Consider the following 24,914-nt stretch of genomic DNA (forward strand, 5'->3'; position numbering starts at 1 on the left):
CCGCGTCCTGCGGTAAAGCGCGTCATGAATACGCCGCCACGTCCCGTCCCGGCAGAACCGTTTGAAATAGTAATGGACCGTGCTTTTCGGCGGAAAATCGTGCGGCAGCAACGCCCATTGGCAACCCGATTGCAGCAGATAGAAGATGGCGTCCATTACGGAGCGCAGTGACGTCTTGCGCCTGCGACCCCGCTGTGGCTGGGGCGGCATGAAGGGCTCGATCATGCTCCATTCCCGGTCAGTCAGGTCACTTGCATAACGCAGCCCGCTTCTGTCATGGTGACGGCGGGTGAAGGGTGTCCAGGCCATTCGATCTCTCCGTATTTGTCGCAAAATACAAAGAATCTGATTGCCGCCCTTCACTCAACCCCCGAAACCGAACCGGCCATTCTTGGACAGACACTGAGCACCAGATCCAGGATCAAGCACCTCCACCGAACCATATGCATTGGTATTCACGACTGGATTGATCACCTTTCCGCTCTCGCGGTCGATAGTGAACTGTCCTTCCTTTGCCTGATCGGACCAAGGATGGCTCCATGGTGCAAGACTGCCGTTCTGATCTACTTCGAATATCCCGGTCAGCTCGCAGTAATAGGACGCCGAGCCAGCATAAGCAGGTAGATGTATTGTTGCGAGAATCCCTGCGGCTGGCAGTATGATGTGTACACGTTTAATCATGTCAGCATCATGATCTTTGAGTTGGAGGCTGTAACCAAATTGGTTGCATACCACATACAATGTAACCAAAATGGTTTCAAAACAAATATGAATTATAAGTAGAAACAAAAACAATATATTATACAATTTTATTTGTTGACACTCCATATTCCCCCGCTGAAATCATGCAGGGGTGGGTTTGAACATGGGTCAGTTCTCAGTGGAAAAATCGGGCTCTACCGGGTCAGTTCTCGGTGAAAATCAACAGCCGGGCCGAACGGTGACCCTGATGACTGGTCTGACCGAGTATCCGATACTCATCTTGCTGATGATCAATGTGGTGCTGCTCGTGCTCGGCATGATCATGATCATGGTGAATCTGGGTCTCGGTTTGTGCGCGCTACCCGTGGGAACATGCCTATTCGTCGGCTGTGCCGTTGGTAAACTGCCGATGGAGAAGGCGGTGCGGACAATCTGGCCGTTTTATCTGGCGATTCTCGTGGCGATGATGATGATCACATTCATTCCGGCAATTTCGCTCACACTACCGCGTCTGCTCGGGGTTTAGGGGGCGGGCGTAGTGGCTAGATACACCCGTTCCGGACGTGTCATAACTCCCGAACGGATAGCCTCTTTGACACTCCAGTCTAAACCGCCTTGTGAGCTAGAACTTTCTGAACTGAAGCCCGTTCGCGCATACGGTCGTTGTGGGAATAGCAATTCTTGAAATTTTCAAGAGCGAAACCTTCGCGCAGAGCTCGATCGAACACCCAGAAAAAATATGAGTCGCAGGCGGTGTAATGATCGAAAAACCAAATTCTATCCGCCAGTACTTCATCGACAATGGAAAGTTGTTGAAAAAGCATGGCTTTCGCCTTTTCCCTGATGTCTGGGAAAGCGTTGTCGACTCCGCAAAACTTTGCTGTCTTGAAATGACGCGTAATGTGCGGGTGTATGCCTGAACCAAACCACCCCATGTGCGATATTGCGGTGGCGCGATCCCAGCGATCCGCCGGCAGCAGCCTTGCTTCCGGGTAAGTCTCGGCAATCCAGTATTGGATGGCGACAGTCTCGCTCAGGCCTTTGGCGTCACAGACCAAATAGGGTACTTTTTGCTTTGGATTGAGTGCTGAATATTCAGCGCTCAAGTGATCGTCTGTTTTCAAATTTACGATTTCAACTCCGAAATCCGCGCCAGCCTCCAGCAGCGAAATGTAACTTGCCGTCGAGCAGGCGCCGGGAGAATGGTAGAGTGTGATATCCATGTATTTCCTCAAATTCGATACTAGCGGAGTTTTACTTTTCCAGTCGACAGCCCGGTCTCGATGTGAGGGGAACCTTCATTGACCAGCCAGCGACGAACTGAAAATGTTCGGCCTCCCTTGGCATGCATCGGATCAGCTTCAGCAATTTGCCGAGCTTCTTCAATAGAATTCGCTCGGTAAACAATCAGTCCGGCGCCGCTCATCTCATCACCTGCCTCATCCGACAGCGGACCAGCAAGAAATAGTACGCCTTCAGTTTCGAGTTTGGTCTGGTAGGCGAGATGGTCTGGCAGAATCTTCCGCATTGCCTCCGGTGTATCCGACGGAATAGTGGAAATCACAAACAGCTCAAGCGCCAGGGAGCCGCGTTCAGCAGCTTCGCGTTTGTAGTCAGCCCATTTTGGCATGGTCTATCTCCTCCTCCTGTCGGGACTATACTGCGGGTGTGAAACGATCGCAAATAAATATCGATAATTATTGACGCAACATCATAAATATGGGTATTTCTAATCAACGGCGCAGGATAGCGCCGAAGAGGATTTCCACTGCATGACGACGAACGCAACTGTTGAAAAGCTTGGGGACCTGCGGACGCAGGCGCAGGAGGAGGTGAGTGATTTGCGTTCCCAAATAGCGCAGCTAGATCAGAAGTCTCTCGATTTGATACTGACAAAAGCGCGTTCGCATTACGCCTGGAAAGACAGGCCGGTAACCGACGATCAAATTCACCGGATGTATGAAATCGTCAAGATGGGTTCGACGAGCATGAACTCCTGTCCGGCCCGATTTGTCTGGGTTCGTAGCGAAGCCGGCAAGGAACGTCTCGTCAAATCGCTGAAGCCGAAGAATGTACCCAAAGTTCTTGCAGCTCCGGTCACCGTCATCGTCGCGTACGACTTGGATTTCTGGAAGGAGTTGCCAAAGCTGTTTCCTCATGAGGACCGGAGGCATCTCTTCGAGGGATATCCTGAGTATACTCTGGACACCGCATACCGGAATTCCACGCTGCAAGGCGGCTATCTGATGATAGCTGCCAGGGCCATCGGTCTGGATGTCGGGGCGATGTCAGGATTTTCCAACAAGTTTGTCGATGAGGAGTTCTTCGAAGGCACAACGCTGAGATCGAATTTTCTGGTCAATATCGGTCACGCGGACGAAAGCGCTCTGTTTCAGCGTTTGCCCCGTTTTGAATTCGATGATGTGTGCAGCTTTGCCTGAGAATGATGCGATGCGCCAAGGATGGAGACGCGCGCGAGGCAGCAGGTTTGACGCGATCACGCGGTGGGGAGCATCGGTTATATTTCGTGGACGGAGCGTCAGCCCGTCTGACAAGATGGGCCGGCAGGAGGCCGGTCGCAATAGTGGAGGAAGCTATGAGCAGACTATACCGTAGAACCCTGTTGGCGGCGTTTGCCGCTGGAGGGTTGATGTCAGCCGCGACGATTTCATCCGTCTCGGCGACGGAAACCATCAAGATGATTGCCATTGACGGTTATCCGGAACGTTCCATGTGGGTCCAGGAGTTCGCCAATTTCTTCATCCCGCGTGTGGATGAGGAACTGGCGCGCACTGGCAATTACAAGATCGAATGGCAGCAGGCTTATGGCGGCCAGATCGTGAAGCCGCGCGGAGTGTTGGAAGGCATCAAGCTGGGCCTCGGCGATATTGGCATCGTTACGACGATTTTCCACAATTCCGCACTTCCGAGCCAGGCGATATCGGCTGCGACTCCGATGATTTCGTCGGATGCGCGGATTGTTGCAAAAGCGGTCGACGAGATTGCCAAGGAATACCCGCAGATGCAGGCGGAGTTTACTGCCGAGGACCAGGTGTACCTGGCGACCGGCGTCGTCCTCGACAGCTATCAGATCTTTACCAAGGATCCGGTCACTTCACTCAACCAGCTGTCTGGCCTCAAGATCGCGGGAGCCGGATACAATCTGCGATATCTGGAGGGACTGGACGGTGTCGCCGGCGTTCGCGGCGGACTGCCGAATTTTTACAACATGATCGACACCGGCGTCGTACAGGCGGCCATGCTGTGGCCTGAAGCGGCGATGACATACAAGATCCACGAAGTTGCGCCCAATATGCTCAAGGTCGATCTAGGCGCCGTCAACACAAAGACGGTGACGATCAACAAGGCCGTCTGGGATAAGCTTCCGGACGAGGTGAAGGACGTTCTTCAGGCAGTTGCTGTCGAGTATCGCGACCAGGTCGCAAAGGTCGCAATGGACGAAGCAGCGTCATCACTTGAGGCCTTCCAGGCTGCAGGCGGCACAGTCACCGTCATTGCCGAGGATCAGCGTTCAGCATGGGCGGACGCCATGCCGAACATTGCCCAGGAGTGGGCGGCGGCGCTCGACAAAAAAGGCGCTCCAGGTACGGCGATGCTGGGGTCCTACGTTCAGAAGCTGAAAGACGCCGGCGCGGTGCCGGTGCGCGACTGGACAAAGAACTAGATCGCTCCGGGGCAGCCCTTTCCATGATCAATAATTCCCATAACAGGGTTGCCCCGCCACTTTCCGGGGTTATGCGCTCCATTGCTATCGGCGCAAATGCGATCGGTACATTGATGGTTCTGCTTCTCGTATTCGCCATGAACCTCGATGTCGTGGCGCGCAATGGATTCAATTCTCCCTATCCGGGCGTTGTCGAGATTGTCGTTTTTTCGATGATCCTGATCGTTTTTCTGCAATTGCCGGATGTCGTGCGGGTCAACCGGCTTACCCGATCAGATGGGTTTCTGATCATCCTCGCCGGAAGAAATCCCGGCTTGGCTAGGGCTCTTTCAAGGCTTGTAGACGCTCTCGCTATGATCGTCATGGGCATGATCACCTATGCAGTCTGGCCGGAGCTAGTCGAATCCCTCGAATCTTGCCACTATTTCAGCCAGCCGGAATTCGGACCTCCGCCTACCGGAAATCTGTTTACGGATCTGCGAGAGGCGACCGCGCGCTGTCACTATTTTGGCACGTTGGGAGTTTTCACGCTGCCCTGGTGGCCAGCACATCTGGCGATAACCTTTGGCGCTGTCATGTGCACATCGCTGTATTTCCTCAAGACCCTGTTCGGCGACGGCCATGAGAATCCGACATCGGACTCCAGCCTTGATGAACAGATCGAGAAAGAGCGCGAGGCCGGGCAATGAGTCCGGTCGAGATCGGCGCTCTGTCAGTTGTCGCGATAGTCGCCCTGATCTATCTCGGCGTCTACATTCCTGTCGCCCTTGCGAGTGTTTCCTTCGTGACGATTTGGCTTGTGAGCGACAGGCCGATTCTCGCCGTCAACTTTCTTCGTACGGCGGTTGTCGATAGCGTAACCGAGTATGAGTTTGCGACCATACCGCTCTTTACATTCATGGGACTTCTGGTCTCGAAAGCAGGTATCGGGACCGACATCTACCAGGTGATGAACCAGCTGTTCCGCTCGATTAGAGGCGGCATTGGAATGGCGACGGTGGGGGCGAACGCGGTTTTCGCGGCGGTGACCGGGTCATCAATTGCCTCCGCCTCCGTCTTCGCACGCGTCTCGGTGCCCGAGATGCTCAAACTCGATTACAATCGTCGCTTTGCTGTCGGCGTTGTCGCCGGCTCTTCCGTGCTTGGCATGATTATCCCGCCAAGCGCCATGCTGATCATCTATTCCTTTGTGGCCGAGGTCTCCATTGGCCATATGTTCATCGCAGGAATCATTCCCGGCGTTATCCTTGCAGGCGCTTTTATCATCCAGATCGCATTGATGGGCCGTTTCATCCCGGGCGCAGTAGGTGGCAGGACGCTGGAAACGCCCAAGCATGAAATGCTGGGCGTTCCCCAACTTCTAGCCTATACGCTGCCGATCGGAGCCCTGATATTTGTCGTGCTCGGAGGTATTTACACAGGATGGATGACGCCTGTGGAGGCGGGCGCGGTCGGCTCAGCCATGGCGATAGCGATTGCCGCCGGACGTCGACGCATGACGCTGAGAGGCTTCTGGGAGGCATTGCTCGAGACCGGGCACATAACCGCTGCAATCCTGTTCCTCATCACCACGGCATCGCTTTATGCGCGCATGCTGGGCTATGTCGACCTGCCGAACGAACTGCGCTTCTTTCTGGAGGCGCAGGACTTGAGTTTTGTCTGGATTATGGTTGGATACGTGATCCTGATGCTGTTTCTCGGGACACTGCTCGACACGGCCTCGATCATACTTATCGTTGTTCCGCTCTTCATCGGCATCATCGAAGAGCTGAACATGAGCTTGATCTGGTTTGGAATTGTTACCGTCATCGGCGCCGAAATCGGTCTGCTGACTCCGCCTCTCGGAATTTCATGCTTCGTGATCAAGGCGACGCTGAATGACGATCGCATTTCCCTCAAGGATGTGTTCTTGGGAGCCTTCCCCTTTGCGTGCGTGATGTTGGTCGTGCTTATCCTGCTGATTCGCTTCCCGGAACTGTCGATCTGGCTGCTGCAATGATTATGGGAGTTGCATTATGAGAAACGTCACCAAAGACAATATTACGCAGACCTTTCTGGAGTATTGCGGTCCGGATACGCCGCCCCGCTTACGTGAACTTCTGACCAGCCTTGCGAGCCATGCCCACTCCTTTATCCGTGAAACCGGCCTGACGCATGCCGAATGGCAATACGCCATCGAGTTTTTGACCCGCGCCGGCGAGATCACTGATCCGGAGCGCAATGAGTTTGTGCTCATTTCCGACGTGCTCGGGCTGTCCTCGCTGGTCGATATGGTAGGGACCGTACCTGGCGCAACCCCATCGAGCGTGCTAGGGCCATTTCATATACTCGGAGCGCCTCCGCTGGATTATGGCGGTGATCTTAAGCAGGACAATGACGGAGCGACTGTCGTCGTGAAAGGGCGTGTGAGGAACATGGAAGGTAATCCGGTTCCACAGGCCGAGATCGAAATCTGGCAGACTGCAGACAATGGACTGTATTCAAATCAAGACGAGACTCAGCCGGAATACAATCTCAGAGCCCGGTTGAAGGCAGATCAGGATGGAAAATACGGCTTCACCACGATCCGCCCGGCGCCCTACACCGTTCCGGATGATGGGCCGGTTGGCGATCTCCTGCGCGCTACTGGTCGACGTCCTTGGCGCCCCTCGCATCTGCATTTCACAGTCATGGCCCCGGGCTACCGCGATCTCGTCACGGAAGTCTTCCCCAGCGATGACCCGTATCTCGATGAGGATCCGGTCTTTGGCGTGCGCGAGGATCTGATCATGCGCTATGTGCAAGAGGACAATCCCGACTCGGTCGAGGACAATTTTAAGGCAAAGGAACGACTGACGTCGCCCTTTTTCACTGTTGATTTCGATTTCGTCCTTGCCCGAGAATAGAGGTTCGAAACCTCAAGCGGCGGCTTTGACGCCCGCTATTCGCGTACCGCCTGTGTGAACTGATTTTTGAGAAAATCACCGGTATTGGTGTAATGTGCGGTCAGCAGCTTTGTAGCCAGTTCTTCATCGCGCGCTAGCGCTGCGTCGACGATAGCGCCATGCTCCGCTGTGATGTCGCGTGACGGGTAAGCTATCTTTCCAGCAAGCTGTCGATAGCGTATGTTCTGATCGTAGAGCTGATCGCAAAACTGCATGAGATACGAGGAACCGCAAGCAGAGATCAGTGTCATATGGAAATGTTTATGTCGCTTTTCCCATTCCTGGTTTGCAATGAAATGATCGCCGGAATCGGAACGCGGAACACGTGTCAGGCGGTAAGCCGCCAAGACGACTTTCTCCTCCCAATTGCTCAGACCGTTGCGTATTGATTCTCGTAGAGCCGTGCCCTCGAGCCAGCAACGCGTCTTGAGCAATTCGTCGAACTCCTCCGCGCTGACTTCAGCAACTTTGAAGCCGCGCTGGTCAATTCGTTCAACGAAATAGTTTGAAGTCAGAAGGCTGAGAGCTTCTCGGATAGGGCTGGAACCTACACTATAACTTTTACGCAACTCCTCGATCTTGAGTTTTTGGCCAGGTTTCAACTTTCCTGAAATAATGTCGTCGCGTAGCCGGACATAGGCCTGTCTCGTGATGGATCCGGTACTTGATTTATTCTCGTCCGCCGCCTCCGCCAGATCGTCGCGAAACGTACCCGTATCGTTCTTGATGTCCATTACTTCGTTTGTTCCGATTTACATGTTTGCAAACGTATCCAGGCTCCGCCGATTCCTTTTAACTGGCTTCTGAAAATGTGTCAGGCGCTGGGCCAGCGAAGAAAGATGTTTTGCCGATGTCGCGTAACACCCGATTGGAAACCGCAATCTTGCGATGCGTCGCCAAATTTTCGTGATAACGCTCCACTTCGTCCAGATCATAGAGGTAGTTGACCATTACGCCAAAGGATTTTGCCATCCCTTTGGGTGAGATATCCGCCGGCCAATTGATTTGTTCCAGTCTTGCTCCGTTGCCGAGATGAAAACGCGCAACGGGATCCCGCGGCAATCCGTCGTCACTCTTGACGTTGGTCAGGTAGTGGCCAACTGCCGACGCATGCAAATCACGCACCTCCCGTTTCGTTGTGTTGTCACTAGCCGAAGCGGGATCTTGCAGCAAAGCAAGACTGTCCGATACGCGCTGCCTTGTTTCAGGCGATACACATTCATTGACGTCGTCAATCCAGCCTCGGAGCCAGTCGGAGAAACCTGGAACCGGCGAAAGTGTCACGAACTTCGAAAGGTGCGGAAAGATGGATCGAAGATCCTCTACCACCCGTTTGATCAAAAAACTGCCGAGCGGGACGCCACGCAATCCGTACTGGCAGTTCGAAATTGAGTAGAACACGGCGGTCGTTGCTTCGGATGGGCGCAGCCTTTGCCGTTCATCAGTAAGTACGTCCTGGATATTCGTCGGCATGGCGGCCATCAGCGCCACTTCAATGAAGATTAGGGGTTCATGTCCTAGCCGCGGATGAAAAAAACCATATATCTTGCGGTCGGGCGGATCTAATCGCGCGCGCAGATCTCTCCAGTCCGCCATGCCGTGGACCGCCTCGTATTTGATGATGTTTTCCAGAATGGCGGCGGGACTTGACCATCCCAGTCGCTCGAGTTGCAGAAATCCGCCGTTGAACCACGAAGCGAAAAGCTTGGCGAAATCTCTGTCAACCTCCTTCAACTCCAGGTGGCTACTTGAAAGCTTAAGAAGATCACTCCGCATGCGGATGAGTTGCAACGTGGCGTCTGGCGCCTGGTTCAACCTGATGATCAACCGTCGGCGCCGGGGTTCGGTAGCGGCATGCAGCTTGGCCAGATGTTCAATAGATGGCTCGACCAGATAGTGTTCAGCCATTTTGCGTGATGCATCCGCGTCTGGCGCAAAATCTCGATATAAGCGTTGGAAAAATATCAGCTTTTCTTGTTCGTCCAAACTCCCATATCGAGTGAGTATTTCATTTGATAGCGCTATTCCCGATGCATCGCCTCTGCTCGACAGAAGCATGTGGCAAAGTTCTACAATGCCTGTGCTTGTATTCTCGGTCGAATTCCTGCGGTTCAACCCAATGATGGATCGACCGCGTACAGCGATGACAGAGAGGAATTGGCTGAAGGGCGCTGAGTTAGACATGAGAAAATAATAATATCGATATTTTTTTTAGCAAGACGGATTTTGATTGACAGGAGAGAATCCTCTGAGTGTCCGTAGAATTGTTTAAATTGTGTATAATAATCAATATTATAAGATTGCCGTTAGATAGTTTCATAAATCTGGAATTCTGAGAATTTTCCGCTTGAACATCAATTGCTATAAGAAAAATATTGATATTTTTATCGTATGTTTGTAGGCAGTATCCAAGGCGGCTTCTCACTCACACGGGCCGGAATTCGACAAGTATTGGAGGAACCCATGCGCAATAATCATATCGAAGAAGGAAAGTTCTGGGTCAGCCCGTACAATTTCGTTCCGGAAGTGCGCGCGTCGCTTGAATTGCCCGAAAAAGTGGAGATTCACGACGCAACCTTGCGGGATGGGGAACAAACGCCTGGCGTCGTCATGACTGTCGACGACAAAATCGCGATCGCCTCAAAGCTCAGCGAAATCGGTATCGAGCGCATAGAAGCCGGTATGCCGGCAGTGTCGCCACAGGATCAGCAAGCTATCAAGGAAATTTCTCGACTTGGTTTGAAATCGAAGATCTTCACATTTGCCCGCGCGATGAAAGCTGACATCGACATGGCGCTTGAGTGCGGTGCAAACGGCGTTATCATCGAGGTTCCGATTGGTTATCCGAAACTCAAGACACAATTCGGCTGGACTTGGAGGGATGTTCTGGCAAAGAGCGTGCCGGTAATCAATTATGCAAGGGAAAACGGGCTATATGCCGTGTTCTTCCCATACGATACGACCCGGGCGTTGCCGGAAGATCTGGAAAATCTTTGCAAGGGTGTTATGGCGGAAGCTGTGCCGGATTCCATCGGTATTGTGGATACCATGGGCTGCGCTACGCCTGAAGCGATCAAGTATATGGTGCGCTGGGTCAAAGGCATGACGGGATTACCAGTGGAGATTCACACGCACAATGATTTCGGCATGGGCGTCGCGACAGAAATTGCGGCTGTTACTGCAGGCGCAGTGTGCGTCCACTCCTGTGCGAATGGACTGGGTGAACGCACAGGTAATGCTGCGCTCGAAGAACTGATGATTTCCTTGGATCTTCTCTACGGTTATGAAACCGGTTACAAATTCGAAATGCTTCCGGAGCTGGCCGAACTGGTGTCACGTGTCGCCAACGTCCCGATCCATCGCAACAAGCCGGTGCTGGGATCGGGTAATTTTACACGTGAATCCGGCATTGGAATTCAGTACGTTATGAACGACCCTCTCGTGATGTTCGGCACGCATCCCGGATTCACGGGTCGCGAAGGCGAAGTGGTGCTCGGCAAGAAGAGTGGCAAGGCCTCCATAACCTATAAGCTGAAAGAGCTTGGAATGGGCGATGCGACTGACGAACAAAATGCTGAAATCCTCGATGAGGTGAAGCAAGCGGGAATTCGCAAGAAGGACATTCTCACCAACGACGAGTTCAGGAAGATCGCAAACGCCGTACTGTCGCGCGAAGCGGCCTGACGCCATGAAGCGCGCTTACCGTGCGATGGGCGAGGCCGCGTCCACTTAGTTCATGCATTAGCGCATGTCGATCTAAGCGTTTGAGTTTTCCTGGTCTGACAGGTCGGACCGTGTCCAGTCAGGATCTAAGTCGGACGGCGTCCTGCGTCACCTGCGCTACGGTTTTCCATTGTGATCTATCATCTGAAAATACAAAAATAAGCATGATTTGTTTGAAGGCATAATAATATCGATATTATTCTTGCGCGTATCTTGCAACTGAAATAGGTTCTCTTCAACCCTAGCTGGGGTGAAATTTTGGGAGGAGCTTATGTCCGCAAAAGCAGGATACCTGTTGAGAAGCCTGACCGCGATTGGTCTCGGGTCAATTATCTCTTTGGCCGCCCTTGTGGCGAACGCCGAGGAGCTACGCATCGGCACCGCCAGTCAGGGCGGAGCCTTCTATCCCATGGGTCAATCCATTTCGACACTTGTCTCGAAGCATGCAGACGGTTTGACTATGGTGCCGATCGTCACAGGCGGATCGGTGGAAAATCCCCGTCTCGTCAATAACGGGGAAGTCGATATCGCCATCACCAACAACAATTTGTCAGTTCTCGCCAACAAGGGTGTCGGGCCTTACAAAGCCGCTGGAGCCATGGATTTGCGGGCGATCGGTTCGCTGCATTATTCAATTCTCCATATGATGGTGTTGGATGGTTCCGACATCGAGTCTATCGCCGATCTGAAGGGAAGGCGGGTTGCGGTCGGGCCGGCTGGCGGGGGCACCATCCCGTTTCTGACGCAGGTGCTTGGGCTTGCGGGGTTGACCATCGAGGATATTACGCCAAGCTTCCTGTCCTATGGAGACGGTTTCAGCCAACTGGCCGATGGCAATGTGGATGCGGCATTTGCCTTGTCGGGCTTTCCCGCAGGCGCGGTCATGCAGGCGCAGGCCAACAAAAAGCTGAGATTCATTCCGCTCACTCAAAAGCAACTTGAAACGGCGCTGGAAAAATATCCCAACTACAACGAAGTGAGGGTGCCGGCCGACACATACGGCACCGACGCGGAAGGCGTCGTACTCGGCGTCAACAATATGCTGATAGTGGATGCGGATATGGACGACACCATGGCCTATGAAATCACCAAGGCGATCTACGGGAACCTGAATGAATTCCGTGCGGAAAATGCATTGGCGAACCAGATCGATCCGGAGCGTTCGATGTTACTGAACACGCCGCTGCATCCGGGTTCTCAAAGGTATTTCGAAGAAACCAAATAGACAATCGTGCGGCCGGACCTGGCCGGTTCGGTTACGCGTCTGCCGGCCGCGTACTCGCGTCGCGGCGTTGACGGGATCATTCATGCAAAGCCGCTTTGACATATTCATGGACCGGCTGGTCAATGTCATGGCGTTTGCGCTCGGGCTCTTCCACATTCTGGAAGTGTCCGGCGTCCCTGCGCGCCTGGGATTGTACAATGTATCTACTCAGGATATCCGCATCCTGCATCTGATGATGATGCTGACGCTGTTGTTCCTGACGCGCCCGGCTTTTGAATCGTTGAGAGGGGCGGTGTCAGACCGTTTGGCCGGCATCGTTCTGGCGCTGGCTGCGCTCGGCGCCTGTCTCTTTCTGCTTTCGCGCTGGAAAACGCTGGCGTTCGGTCTCGATAGCCCTGGCCCCACCGATGTATGGGTGGGATTTTTGCTGATCCTGTTGGTTCTGGAAGGCGCGCGCCGCGGGGTCGGCCTGATGCTCGCGCTGATCTGCCTGTTCTTCTTCACCTATCCGTTCTTCTCGAAATATCTTCCCGGCGCGCTCGGTGCGCGAGGATATACTGTCGGTCGCGTCTCTGAGTTGCTGACGATAGATTCCAAGGGCATATTCGGCATCCCCATCGGGGTGTCGGCCACCTACATTATCCTGTTTTCGATTTACGGCGCGTTTCTATCCCGGTTCGGGGCTGGAGATTTCTTTTTCACTCTAGCGAACCGTTTGACCCGGGGAATGCGGGCCGCAGGGGCCAAAACGGCGGTTATATTTTCGACGCTGCTTGGCATGATCTCGGGATCCGCCGCCGGCAACGTCGCCGTCACCGGGACCCTGACCATTCCGATGATGAAGCGGGAGGGCTATCAGCCTCATCAGGCCGGAGCCATCGAGGCGGTTGTTTCGACTGGAGGCCAGATCATGCCGCCGGTCATGGGAGCAGCCGCATTTATAATGGCCGAGATAGTCGGCGTGCCCTATGCCAGCATCATGCAGGCTGCGCTCATTCCTGCGCTGCTGTTCTTTACGTCGCTCTTCTTTGTCGTTCATCTCCAGGCGCGAAAAAACGGTATTGAGCCACTTGCGTCAGATGAGACGGATACGGAGAGCATCTGGCTCATTCTGGCCCGCGGCGGCCAGTTCATTATTCCGTTCCTGACCTTGATCCTGTTGATGGTGAATGGGTATTCGCCGTTCAAGGCGTCCTTCTATTCGATCGTGTTGTTGCTGACGACCCATATTATCTGGAGCCGCAGGATTGATTTCGATCTGCTGCGAAAAAGCGCCGCGGCCATTACCGATGGGACGAAGGCGGTGATCCCGATTGCGATCGCCTGCGCGGCAGCCGGAATTATCGCCGGCACACTCGGCGTGACTGGACTTGGCTCGAAAATTTCCAGCCTGATCATTACGGCTTCGGGTGGCTTCACGTTCCTTGCATTGGTGTTCACAATGTTGACGGCGATCGTCCTCGGCATGGGACTGCCAACGACGGCCGCCTATCTAATCCTCGCCACTGTGGTTTCGCCGGCTCTTGCGAATATGGGCGTGCCGCTATTGACTGCTCACCTTTTCGTGTTCTTCTTCGGTTGCGTCTCAACCATCACACCTCCAGTTGCCTTGGCCTCTTATGTCGCTGCAGGAATTGCAAGAGCAGACATCAACAAGGTCGGCTGGACTGCTTTCTTCTACGGCATTACCTGTTATATCCTGCCCTTCATGTTCTTTTACGGTCCGGCATTGCTGATGGAGGCTTCGGCGCCTCAAGTTTTGCTTGCTGTGATCAGCGGCGCCATCGGCGTGTACTGCGTTGCATCGGCAGTTGTCGGTTTCCTTCAGCAATCGCTTTCGCCGCATCGAAGGCTCGTCATGGGTATGGCGGGTCTGCTCTTGCTGCATCAGGGGCTCGTCAGCGACTTGGCAGGTTGCGGCCTTTTGATCGGCGCATGGCTGATCTTCAGACCGCAACAGAAAATGCAACCATCAAGGAGATAAATGCAGTATGGCGTTCGAAGCGAGAAAATTCCGCCGGGTGGTGACAGGACATGATGAAGCAGGCGTTGCGAAGGTCATTCGCGACGATACCGCAAGCTGCGTATTGCAGAGACCGACACGACCGGGTGTCACCTTGACAAATTTCTGGCAACACAATCGCTCACCTGCTGCCATGGAGCGTCATGATGATCCGGTCGAAGGACCGCTTGTTCTTCATCCGCCGGAAAACGGAGCCGTCTTTCGCGTCGTGCAGTTCGACCCGGAAGATCCGGAAGTGATTTCCAGGATTGACGGAAAGAAGGCGTTTGAAGCCATGGGCGCCAGCCAAAACGTGGTTGAGAATGCCCGTCACCCCTATATGCACCGGACGGATTCGCTGGATTATTCGATTGTTCTGCAAGGCGAGATCTGGATGCTTATGGATGAGGAAGACGTTCACCTGAAAGCCGGTGATGTGGTCATTCAGCAGGGCACCAATCACGCCTGGGCCAACCGCGGTGACGAGCCATGCATCATCATGTTCGTGTTGAATGACGCGACGATAGAATAGGAATTCTCATCGTTAGCGCCTTTGGCTCGGGTTGCGATGGGGCCAGCCTATAGGCTCTCACTACGAACCTGTGTCACACAGAAGTGTTTGTTTCTTCCCAACGGCCGATGACTATTCCGCTGGAACTCTCACCCGCTCGCATTGCCAGCACTTCTTCGTCGGACATTGTTACGCGGTTCTTCCGATCGATGAGTCTGTCGGTCAATTTGCGGTGCAGTTCCCGCCGGATATTTTCATAGTTCGAATTGCGACCGAGATCGACAAATTCGTCCGGATCCGTCTCAAGATCGAAAAGTTGTGGGGGGTATCCTTTGAAATGGACATACTTCCATCTTTCCGTCCGGATCATGTAGCCGCGTGCGTCCGAAGGTCCGACATCAAGTGTTTCGCGCGCGGCATAGAAGGCGTAATCGATCTCGGAAAATACGCAATCGCGCCATTCATGCGGCGTGTTTCCATGCAGTATCGGAATCAGGGAGCAGCCTTCGAGGCGATGCGGAGACGGCGCTGCTCCGGTTGCTTCGATGAAAGTCGGCACGAGATCGATCGCCTCGACAAAATCGCTGCACGTCGCGCCGCGGGTGGCGTCGGCTTCTGATCTGGGGTCGCAGATGATTAGCGGCGCCCGCACGGAAACCTCGTGAAACAGCTCCTTTTCGCCCATCCAGTGATCGCCGAGATAGTCGCCATGGTCTGACGTGAATACAATCATGGTGTCGTCCAATTGGCCAGTGTTTTCAAGCCAGTCGAAAAGCCGACCAAGATGATCGTCAATCTGGCGGATAAGGCCCATATAGGCCGGCAGCACCACTTCGCGCACTCCCTGTCTCGAAAACGTCTCACTGACTTCCATTTTCATGAATGCGTCAAAGACCGGATTGGGGTCGCGTTTCTCGCACTCGTTCCGCACGACAGAAAGAAACGTCTCGGGTCCGTACATGGAGTGATAGGGCGCAGGCGCAATGTAGGGCCAGTGCGGTTTGATGAAACTGAGATGGCAGAGCCAGGGCGCATCTCCCATCTCCGTAATGAACTCTTGCGCCCGCATCGTCATGTATGCGGTTTCGGAATGCTCTTCCTTGACCCGGGCTGGCAGATAAGAGTTCTTCAGATACCAGCCCGAAAGGATTTCGCCGTCTGGTCCTTCGCCGGCATTGGCAAAATCATTCCACGGATTCTTGCTGTCGTATCCGAGTTCGCGAAGCCAGTCGTTGTAGCGAAGTTTTCCGCCGCGACGGGCAAGTCCTCTGTCGGGATGCAACCCGTCGTCGCGTTCATAGGGATCGAAGCCCGGTTGGCCCACGAGACAACCGATATCTGTGCCCTCGTTCAGACCCAGGCGCGCCATGCCGTCCTTGTCGGCGATCATGTGAGTCTTGCCCACGACAGCCGTCGTCACTCCCCGGGGGCGAAGATAGTCCCCAATCGTCAGTTCGCCGATCGGCAGCGGCACATGATTCCAGGTGGCGCCATGACTGAACACCGTCCGACCCGTGTAATATGACGCGCGCGATGGACCGCACACTGGCGATTGCACATACGCTCGATCGAACAGGACGCCGCGTTCGGCCAAACGGTCGATATTTGGAGTTTTCAAGTGCGGGTGACCATAGCACGAAAGATAATCCCACCGGAGTTGGTCGGCCATAATGAAGAGAATGTTCTTTATGTCGGGCATGAGGCCTACCTTGCAATTGAGGGGAGAAAAGTCGCGATCTGCGGAAACAGGTAGACGGCGATCAGTCCGATGCCGAGCGCGGCGATGTAGAAGACGACGCCGTGAAAAATGTCGCCAAGCCGGACCTGCGGCAGAACCGATTTCACCACGAAGACGTTCATTCCGATCGGCGGTGTTATCAGACCGATCTCGGTGACGAGGACAACGATTATCCCAAACCAGATCATATCGACTTCAGTGGCGTAAAGAGCCGGAAGGAAGACCGGGACGAGCAGAACGATGATGCCGATGCTCTCGAAGACCATGCCCATGAGCAAGGCAATTATGCAAATGAAGATAACCAGTTGCCCGCCGTTCAGACTCCATTCATCGACCGTATCGAGGAGATCGTAAGGCATTCCGGATAGGTTGATAAACTGGGTGAAAACAACAGCGCCAAAAAGCACGATGAAGATCTTTGCAGTCGTCATGGCTGCGTCGACCAGACAGAAACGCCACTCTGCGAGTGTGCGAAGATGGCCGCGCAGCAGGGCAATTACGGCGGCGCCACTTGCCCCGATGCCTGAGGCTTCGGTCGGTGTGAATACGCCGCCATAGATGCCTCCGAGAACGATAACGAACAGGGCTAGCACCGGGGTTGTCCCGCGGATCGCCTTGCGCTTCCGTTCGGCATCGAGATCGGACGCATCCGGGGAAGCACTGGGATCAATGCGGACCATCACCACCACGGCGAGCAGAAATAATAGCATCAGCATGATGCCGGGCAGGATCCCTGCAATGAACAGGAGTCCGATATCCTGTTCGGCGATGATGCCGTAGATGACCAGTGGAACCGAGGGTGGAATCATGATGCCGAGCGTGCCGCCGGCCGCGATCGTGCCGGCCGCCAGACGGTCCGAATAATTGTGCGCCTTCATCTGAGGCATTGCGACTTTCGACATCGTCGCTGCAGTGGCCAGGGTGGAACCGCAAACGGCCGAGAATCCGCCGCATGCCAGTACTGTCGCCAGCGCTAACCCGCCCTTGAACCGGCCAAGCGCAGCGTAGGCCGCATCGTAAAGATCCGCGCTGATATCCGAGCGGTAGATGAAGACGCCCATAAGGATAAACAGTGGGATGACAGAGAGATTGTAATTCCGTGCGTCTTCCGTGACCTGCTGAGCCACCATTGCCAGCGAGGCGAACCATCCGCGTTCCAGTGCGAAACCGACGAATCCGACGACCAGTGTAGCAAAGCCCACCCGAAAGCCAAAAAAGCACAGGCCAAGAAGGATTGCGAAGCCGATGAGAGCAGTCGTCATGATTCTTCGCGCCTTTGGCCGTTAGAAAGGTCGAAAACCTTCAGAACAACCCCGGCGATCTGGGAAAGAACACTGATCACGGCAAAAATCGCCACTGTTCCGGAGATGTAGTAGACCGGCATCTCCAGCACTTCTGTCAGCTTGTCGAGCCGGTAGTTCTCCCAGGCATGCTCGAACAGAACGGCGGCGATGAGCGTCATCACCAGTACGGAAAATACCTGGATGATGACCTCGTAAACAACTGGAGAAAGTGTCCGGCGAAAGATATCCTCGAAGAGTTCCACCGTAATATGATCGTCTCGCGCATTAATCACGCCGAGGCCGGAAAAAATGGTGAGCGCGAGCAGCGCCGAGATGATTTCTGTTCCGCCGAAAATCGGTTTGTGAAAGACATAGCGGCCGACAACGTCGACGAAGGTCAGCACCATCATGATGAAAATCACCACGCTTGAAATCGTCTCAAGCGTGGCGACAATTCGGTTGAGAATGGTGCGGACGGCGCCCTGCTTTGCGGGCGCCATGTTCATTTCGAAAGTTCTTTCACACGTGCACGATAGAAATCGAGCGCCGCATCCGCGTCAATTCCCGCCGCCTTTGCCTTGTCCTTCCAAGCCTGAGTGGTCGGGCCTGCTGCTTCGATCAGCGTTGCTTCCAGCTCGGGATCGGCGTCGACAACCTCGATGCCAAGATCGTCGAAGCGGGAATAGACATCGGCCGAGACCGAATCCCAGAGACCAGTCGCCACCATGCCGACCTTCTCCTGTGAAAGCGCACGGATCGCTTCCCGATCCTCGGGCGATATTTCCGCCCACTTGTCCTTGTTGATTACGAAAGAGAAAGTGGTGGTGTAGACCGGCGACGTGAAGCGCGTCATGGACTTGGTGTAGGGAATGACCTGGAATGACTGAATGGCGTCGCCCCCAAGTCCCATATGGCTATCAACCACACCATTGGCGATGACTTCGTTCGACTTTACGGCTGGAGTGGCGACAACGGCCGCGCCTATGTCCTTGGCCATGTTGGCGAGCGGTCCTGGAAGGGCCCACATCTTGCGTGACTTAAAGTTGTCGACTGTTACGATGGGCGCGTCTGTGTTGGAGAACAATTGTCCAGGGGTGATGACCCACTGGGACAGCAGCTCTACCGTGTCGAATTCATCCGGATAGAATTTTTCGCGCGTTTCCCAGGCGGCCTGAGTCATCGCCGGGCCATTCATGTTTCCTGAAAATGGCTGCATGGCTGTCAGCGCGCCATTGACGCGATTGCCGATCAACCCGTTGAACTGGACAGAGGCGTCGACGATGCCCTTTTCGACCGAGGCCAGCTGTTCCGGTGGGGGCGCGACGGATTTCGGCGGGATATTCCCAACCACACGGCCTTCCGTTGCCTCCTCGACGGCGTCGAGCCAGCCCGGCAAAACCTTCTGGCAGACAAAATGCTGCGGCGGCCAGAAGCAATTGACGATCAGTCGGGTTTTGGCGAATGCAGCGGATCCGACGGCGCAAAATGCGGCGGTCACGAACACGCCGACGGCGAGCGTTCTCATATTCATGATTTCCTCCCAAAGCAGTCTTGCATGCTTTCAACCGATAATTGACGGCCTGAACATAACAGTCTAATGATATTTCGATAATGTATTATAGCGTTATGATATGTTAATCGATCCACGGCACCTCGAACAAATCTCGATAATTGTCGACGCTGGCACGTTGCAACTTGCCGCCGACAGGATAGGGACTTCGCAGCCGGCGCTGAGCCGAATGATCCGGACGCTGGAAAGCAGGGTTGGCTCCCCCCTGTTCGAACGCAGTCGCCGGCCCTTGCGGGCCACTCCGCTGGGATTGGAACTGGCCAATCAGGGCAGGGCGATACTGGTTGCGCGCAAGCGCGCGGTCGAATTGGTCGACGATGGTCGCAAGGGCTCCTTCGGTGTGCTGAAGATCGGTGCGCCGCCATTTCTTTGCGAACGTCTCGTTTCTGAGGTGATCGCGGACTTTCTGGCGTCGCGTCCCTCCATACGCATAGACCTTGTGCCGGACTATTTTCCCGGGCTTCACCAGCGTCTGTTTCAGAACCAGATCGACATCATCGTGGGACCAGCGAAGTCTGCGGACCCGACTCACTCCGATATTACGCTGGAGCCATTGTTCGAGGATTCCAACGTTATCGTTGGTCGCGCTGGACATCCACTTTTGGCGAAAGACATTTCTATTCGAGACCTGAATTCCGTCACCTGGATCGGGCATTCCGATCGCAGCATGCTGCGACACGACATGGAAACCGCGCTGCGCCTGTTGGGCGTGCGCAATCTGCGTTTCGTATTTCAGAGCGAGTCGGCGGGCGCGGTGATAGAGCTCGTGCGACGGAGCGATTGCCTGACAGTTCTGCCGAGCTTTGTCGTACGCGCCGGCAGGGACAACGGCCTTGTGACGCTGCCGATCTCGCTTCCGACCGCGGACCAGACAATCGCGATGGTCAGCCTTGCCGACCGTTACGAAGCCAAGTTGATCGGCGACTTCAAGGCCCATCTGCGCCGACATGTCGTTACTCATATCGCGAGCAGCTAAAAGGTCGAATGATACCGTTAGTCGCGTTATCGTCTGTACAGCCCGGAGATATGGGTAACAAATCGTACCTAAGACGTAGGTGACAACCTCGTGCCGAACGGTGTGTCGATTGTTTGCAATGTTCTTTGCTCCAAAGCGATATATCCCAAGCCATCGAACATCGATTTACAACGTCGCCTCTCCACGTAACCCGGCTTTTCTGGCCGACCTGTAGCGACATGACCTTGACGCCGCCTTCAGCACGGACCAAGATTTCTTTTCGAAGCGCCTGGGAGGCGTTTCGGGAGGAAATCGCGATGACTTCGATTAAGCTCTTTCGGGGCCGGTTCGGCCATGTCTCTGTGCTTAACGTCGCCAGCGATCTGGTGACCCACGCTCATCCGGAAGCCCATATCATCATCTGGCTCGAAGGCGCAGCCGGCACGATGACCATTGGCGGCGAGACCGTGCTGCTTGGACCCGGCGTCGCCGCCGGCGTCAATTCTCTTGTTCCGCACAGTCATGCTTTTTCCAATGCCGAATGTCCGGGAGTATTCCTTGCCTTCTACATCAACCCCAAATGGGCGGAGCGCCAGTACGATTTGGCAGACGGGGCGCCGCTGTTCACCAATACCGCGATCGATCTGGACGACTGGCTTTATTTAGACGCGGTTCATCTCGAACGGCGTCTGCGCATTGATGCTCCGGAAAACGACGGCGTTGAAAGCGAGATCACGAGGTTGATCGACAAGGTGGTCGCCGCCGCCCGGTGTGCGCGCAACCGGGCGCGGAGGGCGGGCGGTCCTGTGTCCGCGCATGATTTTCGCGTCCGCAAGGCGGTCGAACTGATGAAAGCGAATATTTGCGAGCGTATTTGCTTCGATGATGTCGCGCGAAAGGTTGGCATGTCGCGGGCTCACTTTTTTGCCCTCTTCAAGGAACAGACCCGGCTGACGCCGAATGTCTATTGGAACATGCTGCGCATGGAAGAGGCGCGACGCCAGTTGCAGAGCTCGCCGGATCCGCTCATTTCGGTCGCCTGCAATCTCGGTTTCACGACGCAGGGCAATTTTTCAAGGTTTTTCAGGGATCACGTGGGCGTTCCGCCAATCCAGTACCGGGAGGCGGCGCGCAGCCAGCACTAGTGGAGCAAATTTGACATTTGTGTCCCGCAAGACGCGAACTCGTTTTCAAGTGTCATTGTTAGCGCTCCACTAGAAACATAATCCAGCCAGTGGTCCGGAAGATTCCGACATTTGCTGCAGGACGAGGCGCATCGTGATGCAAATGTCGGAATCGGACCACTAGTTTAGAGTGGTTCGATTTTCCGACTGATTGATAAGGCGCGAAGACGCATTGATAAGCGCCGCCATGTGGGAGCGCTATGGTTTTGCCAATGTGAATTCATGAGGGCAAGAATCCATGGCAACAGTCACTGTCTCCAGCATCATCGATGCGCCGGTCGAAAAGGTCTGGGCGCGAATCCGCGATTTCAACGGACTGCCCGAGTGGCATCCGCGCATGGTGGAGAGCCATATCGAAGATGGAAAATCCGCCGCCGAAATTGGCTGCGTGCGCAACTTCACGCTGGCGAGCGGTCCAAAGCTGCGTGAACAACTGACCGCCTTCTCGGACGACGACTATCTGGTGAGCTATGCGATTCTCGAAACGCCCCAGCCGATAGCCAACCACAGCGCCACGCTGCAATTGCGCAGGGTCACCGACGGCGATCGGACCTTCGCCGAATGGACGGCCACGTTCGACGCGCCCGAGGAAGAGGCCGACAAGGTCGCGGCCGGAATGGGCGCCAATGTCTTCCAGGGCGGGTTCAACGCGTTGCAAGACCATTTCACCGGCAAATCCTGATTTCTGGGAAGGGAGCGACATGTCGCTGGCTGTTCAGACATACTCATCGGTTCGAGACGCGTCCAACGCTGTGAAGCCAGACGGAATACGTTATCTCGGCGGCGGTACGCTGGTGGTGCGGGCGGTCAACGAGGGCGACCTCTCCATCACGGGATATGTGCGCTCAACGGCCCCGACGCTACAGACCATCGACATAACAGATGGCAGGGCGACCATCGGTGCTTCGGTGACAATGGCCGCCATATTGGCGAACGCAGAACTTGCCGGTCTCCATCCCGTTGCGAAAGCCGTTGGAGGCCCGGCCGTTCGCAACATGGCGACGGTCGGCGGCAACCTGTTCGCACCGGCGCCCTATGGCGATTTCACCGTTGGGCTGCTGGCCCAGGATGCAACGGTTCACAGCACTGACGGCGATGCGCCGATCGAGGACTTTCTCGCCGGCCGTCATGACAGGGGGAAGCGCGGCATCGTTAAGGCCGTCAGCCTTGGTGTCCCGTCTGATGGTGCTCTGCGTTTTCTGAAAATCTCGAGGGTCAAACCCAGAGGTGTTTCCGTCGTCACCATAGCCGCCGCGCTGGCGCTGGATGACGCAGGCAAGGTCAAGTCCGCCCGGGTCGCGCTTGGCTGCATGGCGGACCGTCCGATACGCGCTCACGCCGCCGAACAGGCTCTGATTGGTCACAAACTGGTGAAGGAAGAAATTCGGGAGGCGGTCGCGGTAGTCGGGGAGGGAACGAATCCGATTACCGATCCGGTCGCCAGCGCCTGGTATCGCAGCGAGGTTTTGCCGGTGCATTTCAGTCGACTGTTGCTCGGCTAAAGCAGTTGGAGGAGTCCGGCGGGTTCGCTGCCGGACCACAAGGAGGAGAAATGGCCAGAGTTCCCGTTCACTTCACGCTCAACGGCCAGGAGAGGGCCGAGTTTGTGGAAAGCGGCGTCACGTTGCTGCACGCGTTGCGCGACACGATGGACGATACGTCGCCGAAAGCCGGCTGCCAGCAAGGGACGTGTGGCGCCTGTTCCGTGATCGTCGACGGCGAACTGAGGCTGAGCTGCCTCACCCTGGCTGAAACCTGCGAGGGCGCTTCCATCGAAACCGCCGCCGGTCTCGCCACTGAAGGCGTCCTGCATCCGTTGCAACGCGCCATCGTCGACGGTTTCGCCGCCCAGTGCGGCTTCTGCACCCCCGGCATGATCATGGCTGCGAAAACCCTGCTCGACCATACGCCCAATCCGACCCGCGAGGATGTCATCGAGGCGATCTCCGGGAACATCTGCCGTTGCACCGGCTACGAGCCGATCATCCAGGCTGTGCTGTCAGCGGCGAGATCAAACTCCCAAAAGGCCGGTTGAGGATCGACGATGGAAATTCGGAAAGACTATTTCTCGGACGAACGCAACGATAACCTGCATGAGATCGGTCACTCGCGGACGCGTTCGGACACGCCGGGCCATGTCACCGGCAAGACGGCTTATTTCGCAGACCGGACCTTCCCGGGTCTTCTGCATCTCAAGATGGTGCGCAGTCCGCATCATCACGCCAAAATCCGTTCCATCGATGTTTCCGAAGCGGAAAAACATCCGGGCGTCGTCCGCGTGCTCACCGCCAAGGATGTTCCGCATAATCTTTACACGATCCTTATCCTCATCCAGGTCGGTCCGGAGGACGAGACTGTTCTTGCCGACAAGAAGGTGAGCTGGAAGGGCGAAGCGGTTGTGGCGGTGCTCGCCACAAGCGAGCGCGCCGCCCAGGAAGGGGCGGCGAAGGTCATGGTGGATTACGAAGTCCTGCCGGCCGTCTTCGATATGGAAGAAGCGCTCAAGCCGGACGCGCCGCTGGTCAACGAACACCATCCGGGAAATTACTATCTCTACGACAGCGGCGACCATCGCAAGGTCCGCTTCGGCGACGTGGAAGCTGGCTTCGCCAAGGCCGACCACATTCTCGAGCAGACATACAATTCATCACCGATCGAGCAGGCGCCACTTGAGACAACCGGTTGCATCGTCACACCTGACGGAAACGACCGGTTCACCTGTTACACCGATACCCAAGCCATGTTCTTTACGCTCGACAACGCTTCCATCATACTTCAGATGCCCGGCCACAAGCTGCACATGGTCGGCGGAACCGTAGGCGGAGGCTTCGGCGGGAAGGTCGATGTGATCGTCGAGCCGATCGCCATTCTCGCCGCGAAATTGACCGGCAGACCGGTCTCATTCATTTATAGCCGGGAGGAGGAGATGCAGATTTCCTCGCCACGCGCCGCCGAAAGGATCGTGATCAAGGACGGGGTGATGAATGACGGTCGCCTTGTCGCCCGCAAGGTCACCGGCTATACCGACGCTGGCGCATATTCGCGCCATTCGCCCTACGGCGCCCAGAAAGGGGCTGCCCACTATCCCGGTCCCTATACGGTCGAAAATGTCTGGATCGACACCTACTGCGTCTACACCAACCGGACGCCGTCGAGCGCGATGCGCGGATTTGGCGTGACAATCGCGGATTTTGCCCTCGAAGTGCAGATGGACAAGCTTGCCCGGCTGATCGGCATGGATCCTCTGGAATTCCGCTTCATCAATGCCTATCGCGACGGGGACATGAAGGCGCATCGACAGCCGACCGAGGGGGCGGCGCTGATCGAATGCATGCAGGAGGCGTCGCGCATTGCTGACTGGCCGGTCGCCGAACGCTTTTACGAGATGTCCTCGCGAAACGGGGAGGGGTGA

At 55.4% G+C, this 24,914-nt stretch carries 26 protein-coding genes; 16 read left to right on the forward strand and 10 right to left on the reverse strand.

What is annotated here, in order from left to right; genetic code table 11:
• Together AAFN47_RS00005 and AAFN47_RS00010 are read right to left on the reverse strand one after the other, a co-directional pair.
• A partial coding sequence (locus AAFN47_RS00005) for a transposase (protein WP_499807078.1) occupies window positions 1–309 on the reverse strand: 309 nt, incomplete at its 3' end.
• Window positions 310–363: 54 nt separating this feature from the next.
• A complete protein-coding gene (locus tag AAFN47_RS00010; protein ID WP_499807079.1) occupies window positions 364–681 on the reverse strand; it encodes a hypothetical protein in 318 nt (105 codons plus the stop codon).
• A 268-nt stretch (window positions 682–949) separates the two neighbouring features.
• On the opposite strand from AAFN47_RS00010, the gene AAFN47_RS00015 reads away from it, so the two are divergent.
• A complete protein-coding gene (locus AAFN47_RS00015; protein ID WP_499807080.1) occupies window positions 950–1,228 on the forward strand; it encodes a TRAP transporter large permease subunit in 279 nt (92 codons plus the stop codon).
• Between the two features lie 79 nt (window positions 1,229–1,307).
• Here the strand turns inward: AAFN47_RS00015 and AAFN47_RS00020 are convergent, their stop codons facing one another.
• Together AAFN47_RS00020 and AAFN47_RS00025 are read right to left on the reverse strand one after the other, a co-directional pair.
• Entirely contained in the window at window positions 1,308–1,925 is a 618-nt protein-coding gene (locus AAFN47_RS00020; RefSeq protein ID WP_499807082.1) for a glutathione S-transferase family protein, read from the reverse strand.
• 20 nt (window positions 1,926–1,945) lie between these two features.
• Entirely contained in the window at window positions 1,946–2,332 is a 387-nt protein-coding gene (locus AAFN47_RS00025) for a YciI family protein (protein WP_499807083.1), read from the reverse strand.
• A 142-nt stretch (window positions 2,333–2,474) separates the two neighbouring features.
• On the opposite strand from AAFN47_RS00025, the gene AAFN47_RS00030 reads away from it, so the two are divergent.
• The 5 genes from AAFN47_RS00030 to AAFN47_RS00050 all read left to right on the forward strand — a co-directional run bounded on the left by AAFN47_RS00030 (window position 2,475) and on the right by AAFN47_RS00050 (window position 7,272).
• A complete protein-coding gene (locus AAFN47_RS00030; protein WP_499807085.1) occupies window positions 2,475–3,143 on the forward strand; it encodes a malonic semialdehyde reductase in 669 nt (222 codons plus the stop codon).
• Window positions 3,144–3,298: 155 nt separating this feature from the next.
• Window positions 3,299–4,387, forward strand: a complete 1,089-nt coding sequence (locus tag AAFN47_RS00035; protein WP_499807086.1) for a C4-dicarboxylate TRAP transporter substrate-binding protein — start codon at window positions 3,299–3,301, stop codon at window positions 4,385–4,387.
• Between the two features lie 23 nt (window positions 4,388–4,410).
• Complete coding sequence (locus tag AAFN47_RS00040) at window positions 4,411–5,076, forward strand: TRAP transporter small permease subunit (RefSeq protein ID WP_499807087.1); 666 nt, start codon at window positions 4,411–4,413, stop codon at window positions 5,074–5,076.
• Window positions 5,073–6,386, forward strand: a complete 1,314-nt coding sequence (locus AAFN47_RS00045) for a TRAP transporter large permease (RefSeq protein ID WP_499807089.1) — start codon at window positions 5,073–5,075, stop codon at window positions 6,384–6,386. Before AAFN47_RS00040 ends, AAFN47_RS00045 begins: the two co-directional genes overlap by 4 nt.
• A gap of 16 nt (window positions 6,387–6,402) precedes the next feature.
• Window positions 6,403–7,272, forward strand: a complete 870-nt coding sequence (locus AAFN47_RS00050; RefSeq protein WP_499807090.1) for a dioxygenase family protein — start codon at window positions 6,403–6,405, stop codon at window positions 7,270–7,272.
• Between the two features lie 35 nt (window positions 7,273–7,307).
• Here the strand turns inward: AAFN47_RS00050 and AAFN47_RS00055 are convergent, their stop codons facing one another.
• Together AAFN47_RS00055 and AAFN47_RS00060 are read right to left on the reverse strand one after the other, a co-directional pair.
• Entirely contained in the window at window positions 7,308–8,045 is a 738-nt protein-coding gene (locus AAFN47_RS00055) for a GntR family transcriptional regulator (RefSeq protein WP_499807091.1), read from the reverse strand.
• Window positions 8,046–8,103: 58 nt separating this feature from the next.
• Window positions 8,104–9,297 carry a malonyl-CoA decarboxylase domain-containing protein gene (locus AAFN47_RS00060; protein WP_499807092.1) on the reverse strand — a complete coding sequence of 398 codons (1,194 nt, stop codon included), beginning with the start codon at window positions 9,295–9,297 and terminating at the stop codon, window positions 8,104–8,106.
• 465 nt (window positions 9,298–9,762) lie between these two features.
• On the opposite strand from AAFN47_RS00060, the gene AAFN47_RS00065 reads away from it, so the two are divergent.
• From AAFN47_RS00065 to AAFN47_RS00080, 4 genes are all read left to right on the forward strand, one after another.
• Window positions 9,763–10,995, forward strand: a complete 1,233-nt coding sequence (locus tag AAFN47_RS00065; protein ID WP_499807093.1) for a LeuA family protein — start codon at window positions 9,763–9,765, stop codon at window positions 10,993–10,995.
• 310 nt (window positions 10,996–11,305) lie between these two features.
• Window positions 11,306–12,259 carry a TAXI family TRAP transporter solute-binding subunit gene (locus tag AAFN47_RS00070; protein ID WP_499807094.1) on the forward strand — a complete coding sequence of 318 codons (954 nt, stop codon included), beginning with the start codon at window positions 11,306–11,308 and terminating at the stop codon, window positions 12,257–12,259.
• Window positions 12,260–12,341: 82 nt separating this feature from the next.
• The gene (locus tag AAFN47_RS00075; RefSeq protein WP_499807095.1) at window positions 12,342–14,243 is read left to right on the forward strand and encodes a TRAP transporter permease; all 1,902 of its coding nucleotides are present in this window, start codon (window positions 12,342–12,344) and stop codon (window positions 14,241–14,243) included.
• A gap of 7 nt (window positions 14,244–14,250) precedes the next feature.
• Entirely contained in the window at window positions 14,251–14,793 is a 543-nt protein-coding gene (locus AAFN47_RS00080) for a cupin domain-containing protein (protein ID WP_499807097.1), read from the forward strand.
• Window positions 14,794–14,866: 73 nt separating this feature from the next.
• Here AAFN47_RS00080 and AAFN47_RS00085 read toward each other — a convergent pair whose 3' ends face one another.
• From AAFN47_RS00085 to AAFN47_RS00100, 4 genes are read right to left on the reverse strand one after another with little or no spacing between them, the layout of a single operon-like run.
• Complete coding sequence (locus AAFN47_RS00085; RefSeq protein WP_499807098.1) at window positions 14,867–16,471, reverse strand: alkaline phosphatase family protein; 1,605 nt, start codon at window positions 16,469–16,471, stop codon at window positions 14,867–14,869.
• 5 nt (window positions 16,472–16,476) lie between these two features.
• Window positions 16,477–17,772 (reverse strand): TRAP transporter large permease, encoded by a 1,296-nt coding sequence (locus AAFN47_RS00090; protein ID WP_499807099.1) that lies wholly within the window; start codon window positions 17,770–17,772, stop codon window positions 16,477–16,479.
• Complete coding sequence (locus AAFN47_RS00095) at window positions 17,769–18,299, reverse strand: TRAP transporter small permease (RefSeq protein WP_499807100.1); 531 nt, start codon at window positions 18,297–18,299, stop codon at window positions 17,769–17,771. The genes AAFN47_RS00090 and AAFN47_RS00095 overlap by 4 nt, the downstream gene beginning before the upstream one ends.
• Window positions 18,296–19,324 (reverse strand): type 2 periplasmic-binding domain-containing protein, encoded by a 1,029-nt coding sequence (locus AAFN47_RS00100; protein ID WP_499807101.1) that lies wholly within the window; start codon window positions 19,322–19,324, stop codon window positions 18,296–18,298. Before AAFN47_RS00100 ends, AAFN47_RS00095 begins: the two co-directional genes overlap by 4 nt.
• A gap of 100 nt (window positions 19,325–19,424) precedes the next feature.
• On the opposite strand from AAFN47_RS00100, the gene AAFN47_RS00105 reads away from it, so the two are divergent.
• The 6 genes from AAFN47_RS00105 (at window position 19,425) to AAFN47_RS00130 (ending at window position 24,914) form a co-directional block, all read left to right on the forward strand.
• Window positions 19,425–20,339, forward strand: coding sequence for a LysR family transcriptional regulator (locus AAFN47_RS00105; protein WP_499807102.1), 915 nt, complete (start codon window positions 19,425–19,427; stop codon window positions 20,337–20,339).
• Between the two features lie 296 nt (window positions 20,340–20,635).
• Window positions 20,636–21,463 carry a helix-turn-helix domain-containing protein gene (locus tag AAFN47_RS00110; protein ID WP_499807103.1) on the forward strand — a complete coding sequence of 276 codons (828 nt, stop codon included), beginning with the start codon at window positions 20,636–20,638 and terminating at the stop codon, window positions 21,461–21,463.
• Window positions 21,464–21,740: 277 nt separating this feature from the next.
• On the forward strand, window positions 21,741–22,184 hold the full coding sequence (locus tag AAFN47_RS00115; RefSeq protein WP_499807104.1) for an SRPBCC family protein: 444 nt from the start codon (window positions 21,741–21,743) through the stop codon (window positions 22,182–22,184).
• Between the two features lie 19 nt (window positions 22,185–22,203).
• Window positions 22,204–23,004 carry an FAD binding domain-containing protein gene (locus AAFN47_RS00120; protein WP_499807106.1) on the forward strand — a complete coding sequence of 267 codons (801 nt, stop codon included), beginning with the start codon at window positions 22,204–22,206 and terminating at the stop codon, window positions 23,002–23,004.
• A 50-nt stretch (window positions 23,005–23,054) separates the two neighbouring features.
• On the forward strand, window positions 23,055–23,537 hold the full coding sequence (locus AAFN47_RS00125) for a (2Fe-2S)-binding protein (RefSeq protein ID WP_499807107.1): 483 nt from the start codon (window positions 23,055–23,057) through the stop codon (window positions 23,535–23,537).
• Window positions 23,538–23,546: 9 nt separating this feature from the next.
• The gene (locus AAFN47_RS00130) at window positions 23,547–24,914 is read left to right on the forward strand and encodes a xanthine dehydrogenase family protein molybdopterin-binding subunit (protein WP_499807108.1); all 1,368 of its coding nucleotides are present in this window, start codon (window positions 23,547–23,549) and stop codon (window positions 24,912–24,914) included.

Source organism: Hoeflea sp. CAU 1731 (assembly GCF_039888615.1).
Classification (GTDB): domain Bacteria; phylum Pseudomonadota; class Alphaproteobacteria; order Rhizobiales; family Rhizobiaceae; genus Flavimaribacter.

Excerpts from the sequence above, each read along its gene's own strand:
- AAFN47_RS00010 (WP_499807079.1), bottom strand. The coding sequence starts at position 681 with ATGATTAAACGTGTACACATCATACTGCCAGCCGCAGGGATTCTCGCA.
- AAFN47_RS00115 (WP_499807104.1), top strand. The coding sequence starts at position 21,741 with ATGGCAACAGTCACTGTCTCCAGCATCATCGATGCGCCGGTCGAAAAG.
- AAFN47_RS00050 (WP_499807090.1), top strand. The coding sequence starts at position 6,403 with ATGAGAAACGTCACCAAAGACAATATTACGCAGACCTTTCTGGAGTAT.
- AAFN47_RS00015 (WP_499807080.1), top strand. The coding sequence starts at position 950 with ATGACTGGTCTGACCGAGTATCCGATACTCATCTTGCTGATGATCAAT.
- AAFN47_RS00100 (WP_499807101.1), bottom strand. The coding sequence starts at position 19,324 with ATGAATATGAGAACGCTCGCCGTCGGCGTGTTCGTGACCGCCGCATTT.
- AAFN47_RS00020 (WP_499807082.1), bottom strand. The coding sequence starts at position 1,925 with ATGGATATCACACTCTACCATTCTCCCGGCGCCTGCTCGACGGCAAGT.
- AAFN47_RS00130 (WP_499807108.1), top strand. The coding sequence starts at position 23,547 with ATGGAAATTCGGAAAGACTATTTCTCGGACGAACGCAACGATAACCTG.
- AAFN47_RS00025 (WP_499807083.1), bottom strand. The coding sequence starts at position 2,332 with ATGCCAAAATGGGCTGACTACAAACGCGAAGCTGCTGAACGCGGCTCC.
- AAFN47_RS00085 (WP_499807098.1), bottom strand. The coding sequence starts at position 16,471 with ATGCCCGACATAAAGAACATTCTCTTCATTATGGCCGACCAACTCCGG.
- AAFN47_RS00035 (WP_499807086.1), top strand. The coding sequence starts at position 3,299 with ATGAGCAGACTATACCGTAGAACCCTGTTGGCGGCGTTTGCCGCTGGA.
- AAFN47_RS00030 (WP_499807085.1), top strand. The coding sequence starts at position 2,475 with ATGACGACGAACGCAACTGTTGAAAAGCTTGGGGACCTGCGGACGCAG.
- AAFN47_RS00095 (WP_499807100.1), bottom strand. The coding sequence starts at position 18,299 with ATGAACATGGCGCCCGCAAAGCAGGGCGCCGTCCGCACCATTCTCAAC.
- AAFN47_RS00110 (WP_499807103.1), top strand. The coding sequence starts at position 20,636 with ATGACTTCGATTAAGCTCTTTCGGGGCCGGTTCGGCCATGTCTCTGTG.
- AAFN47_RS00125 (WP_499807107.1), top strand. The coding sequence starts at position 23,055 with ATGGCCAGAGTTCCCGTTCACTTCACGCTCAACGGCCAGGAGAGGGCC.
- AAFN47_RS00075 (WP_499807095.1), top strand. The coding sequence starts at position 12,342 with ATGCAAAGCCGCTTTGACATATTCATGGACCGGCTGGTCAATGTCATG.
- AAFN47_RS00105 (WP_499807102.1), top strand. The coding sequence starts at position 19,425 with ATGTTAATCGATCCACGGCACCTCGAACAAATCTCGATAATTGTCGAC.
- AAFN47_RS00055 (WP_499807091.1), bottom strand. The coding sequence starts at position 8,045 with ATGGACATCAAGAACGATACGGGTACGTTTCGCGACGATCTGGCGGAG.
- AAFN47_RS00120 (WP_499807106.1), top strand. The coding sequence starts at position 22,204 with ATGTCGCTGGCTGTTCAGACATACTCATCGGTTCGAGACGCGTCCAAC.
- AAFN47_RS00040 (WP_499807087.1), top strand. The coding sequence starts at position 4,411 with ATGATCAATAATTCCCATAACAGGGTTGCCCCGCCACTTTCCGGGGTT.
- AAFN47_RS00080 (WP_499807097.1), top strand. The coding sequence starts at position 14,251 with ATGGCGTTCGAAGCGAGAAAATTCCGCCGGGTGGTGACAGGACATGAT.
- AAFN47_RS00090 (WP_499807099.1), bottom strand. The coding sequence starts at position 17,772 with ATGACGACTGCTCTCATCGGCTTCGCAATCCTTCTTGGCCTGTGCTTT.
- AAFN47_RS00070 (WP_499807094.1), top strand. The coding sequence starts at position 11,306 with ATGTCCGCAAAAGCAGGATACCTGTTGAGAAGCCTGACCGCGATTGGT.
- AAFN47_RS00045 (WP_499807089.1), top strand. The coding sequence starts at position 5,073 with ATGAGTCCGGTCGAGATCGGCGCTCTGTCAGTTGTCGCGATAGTCGCC.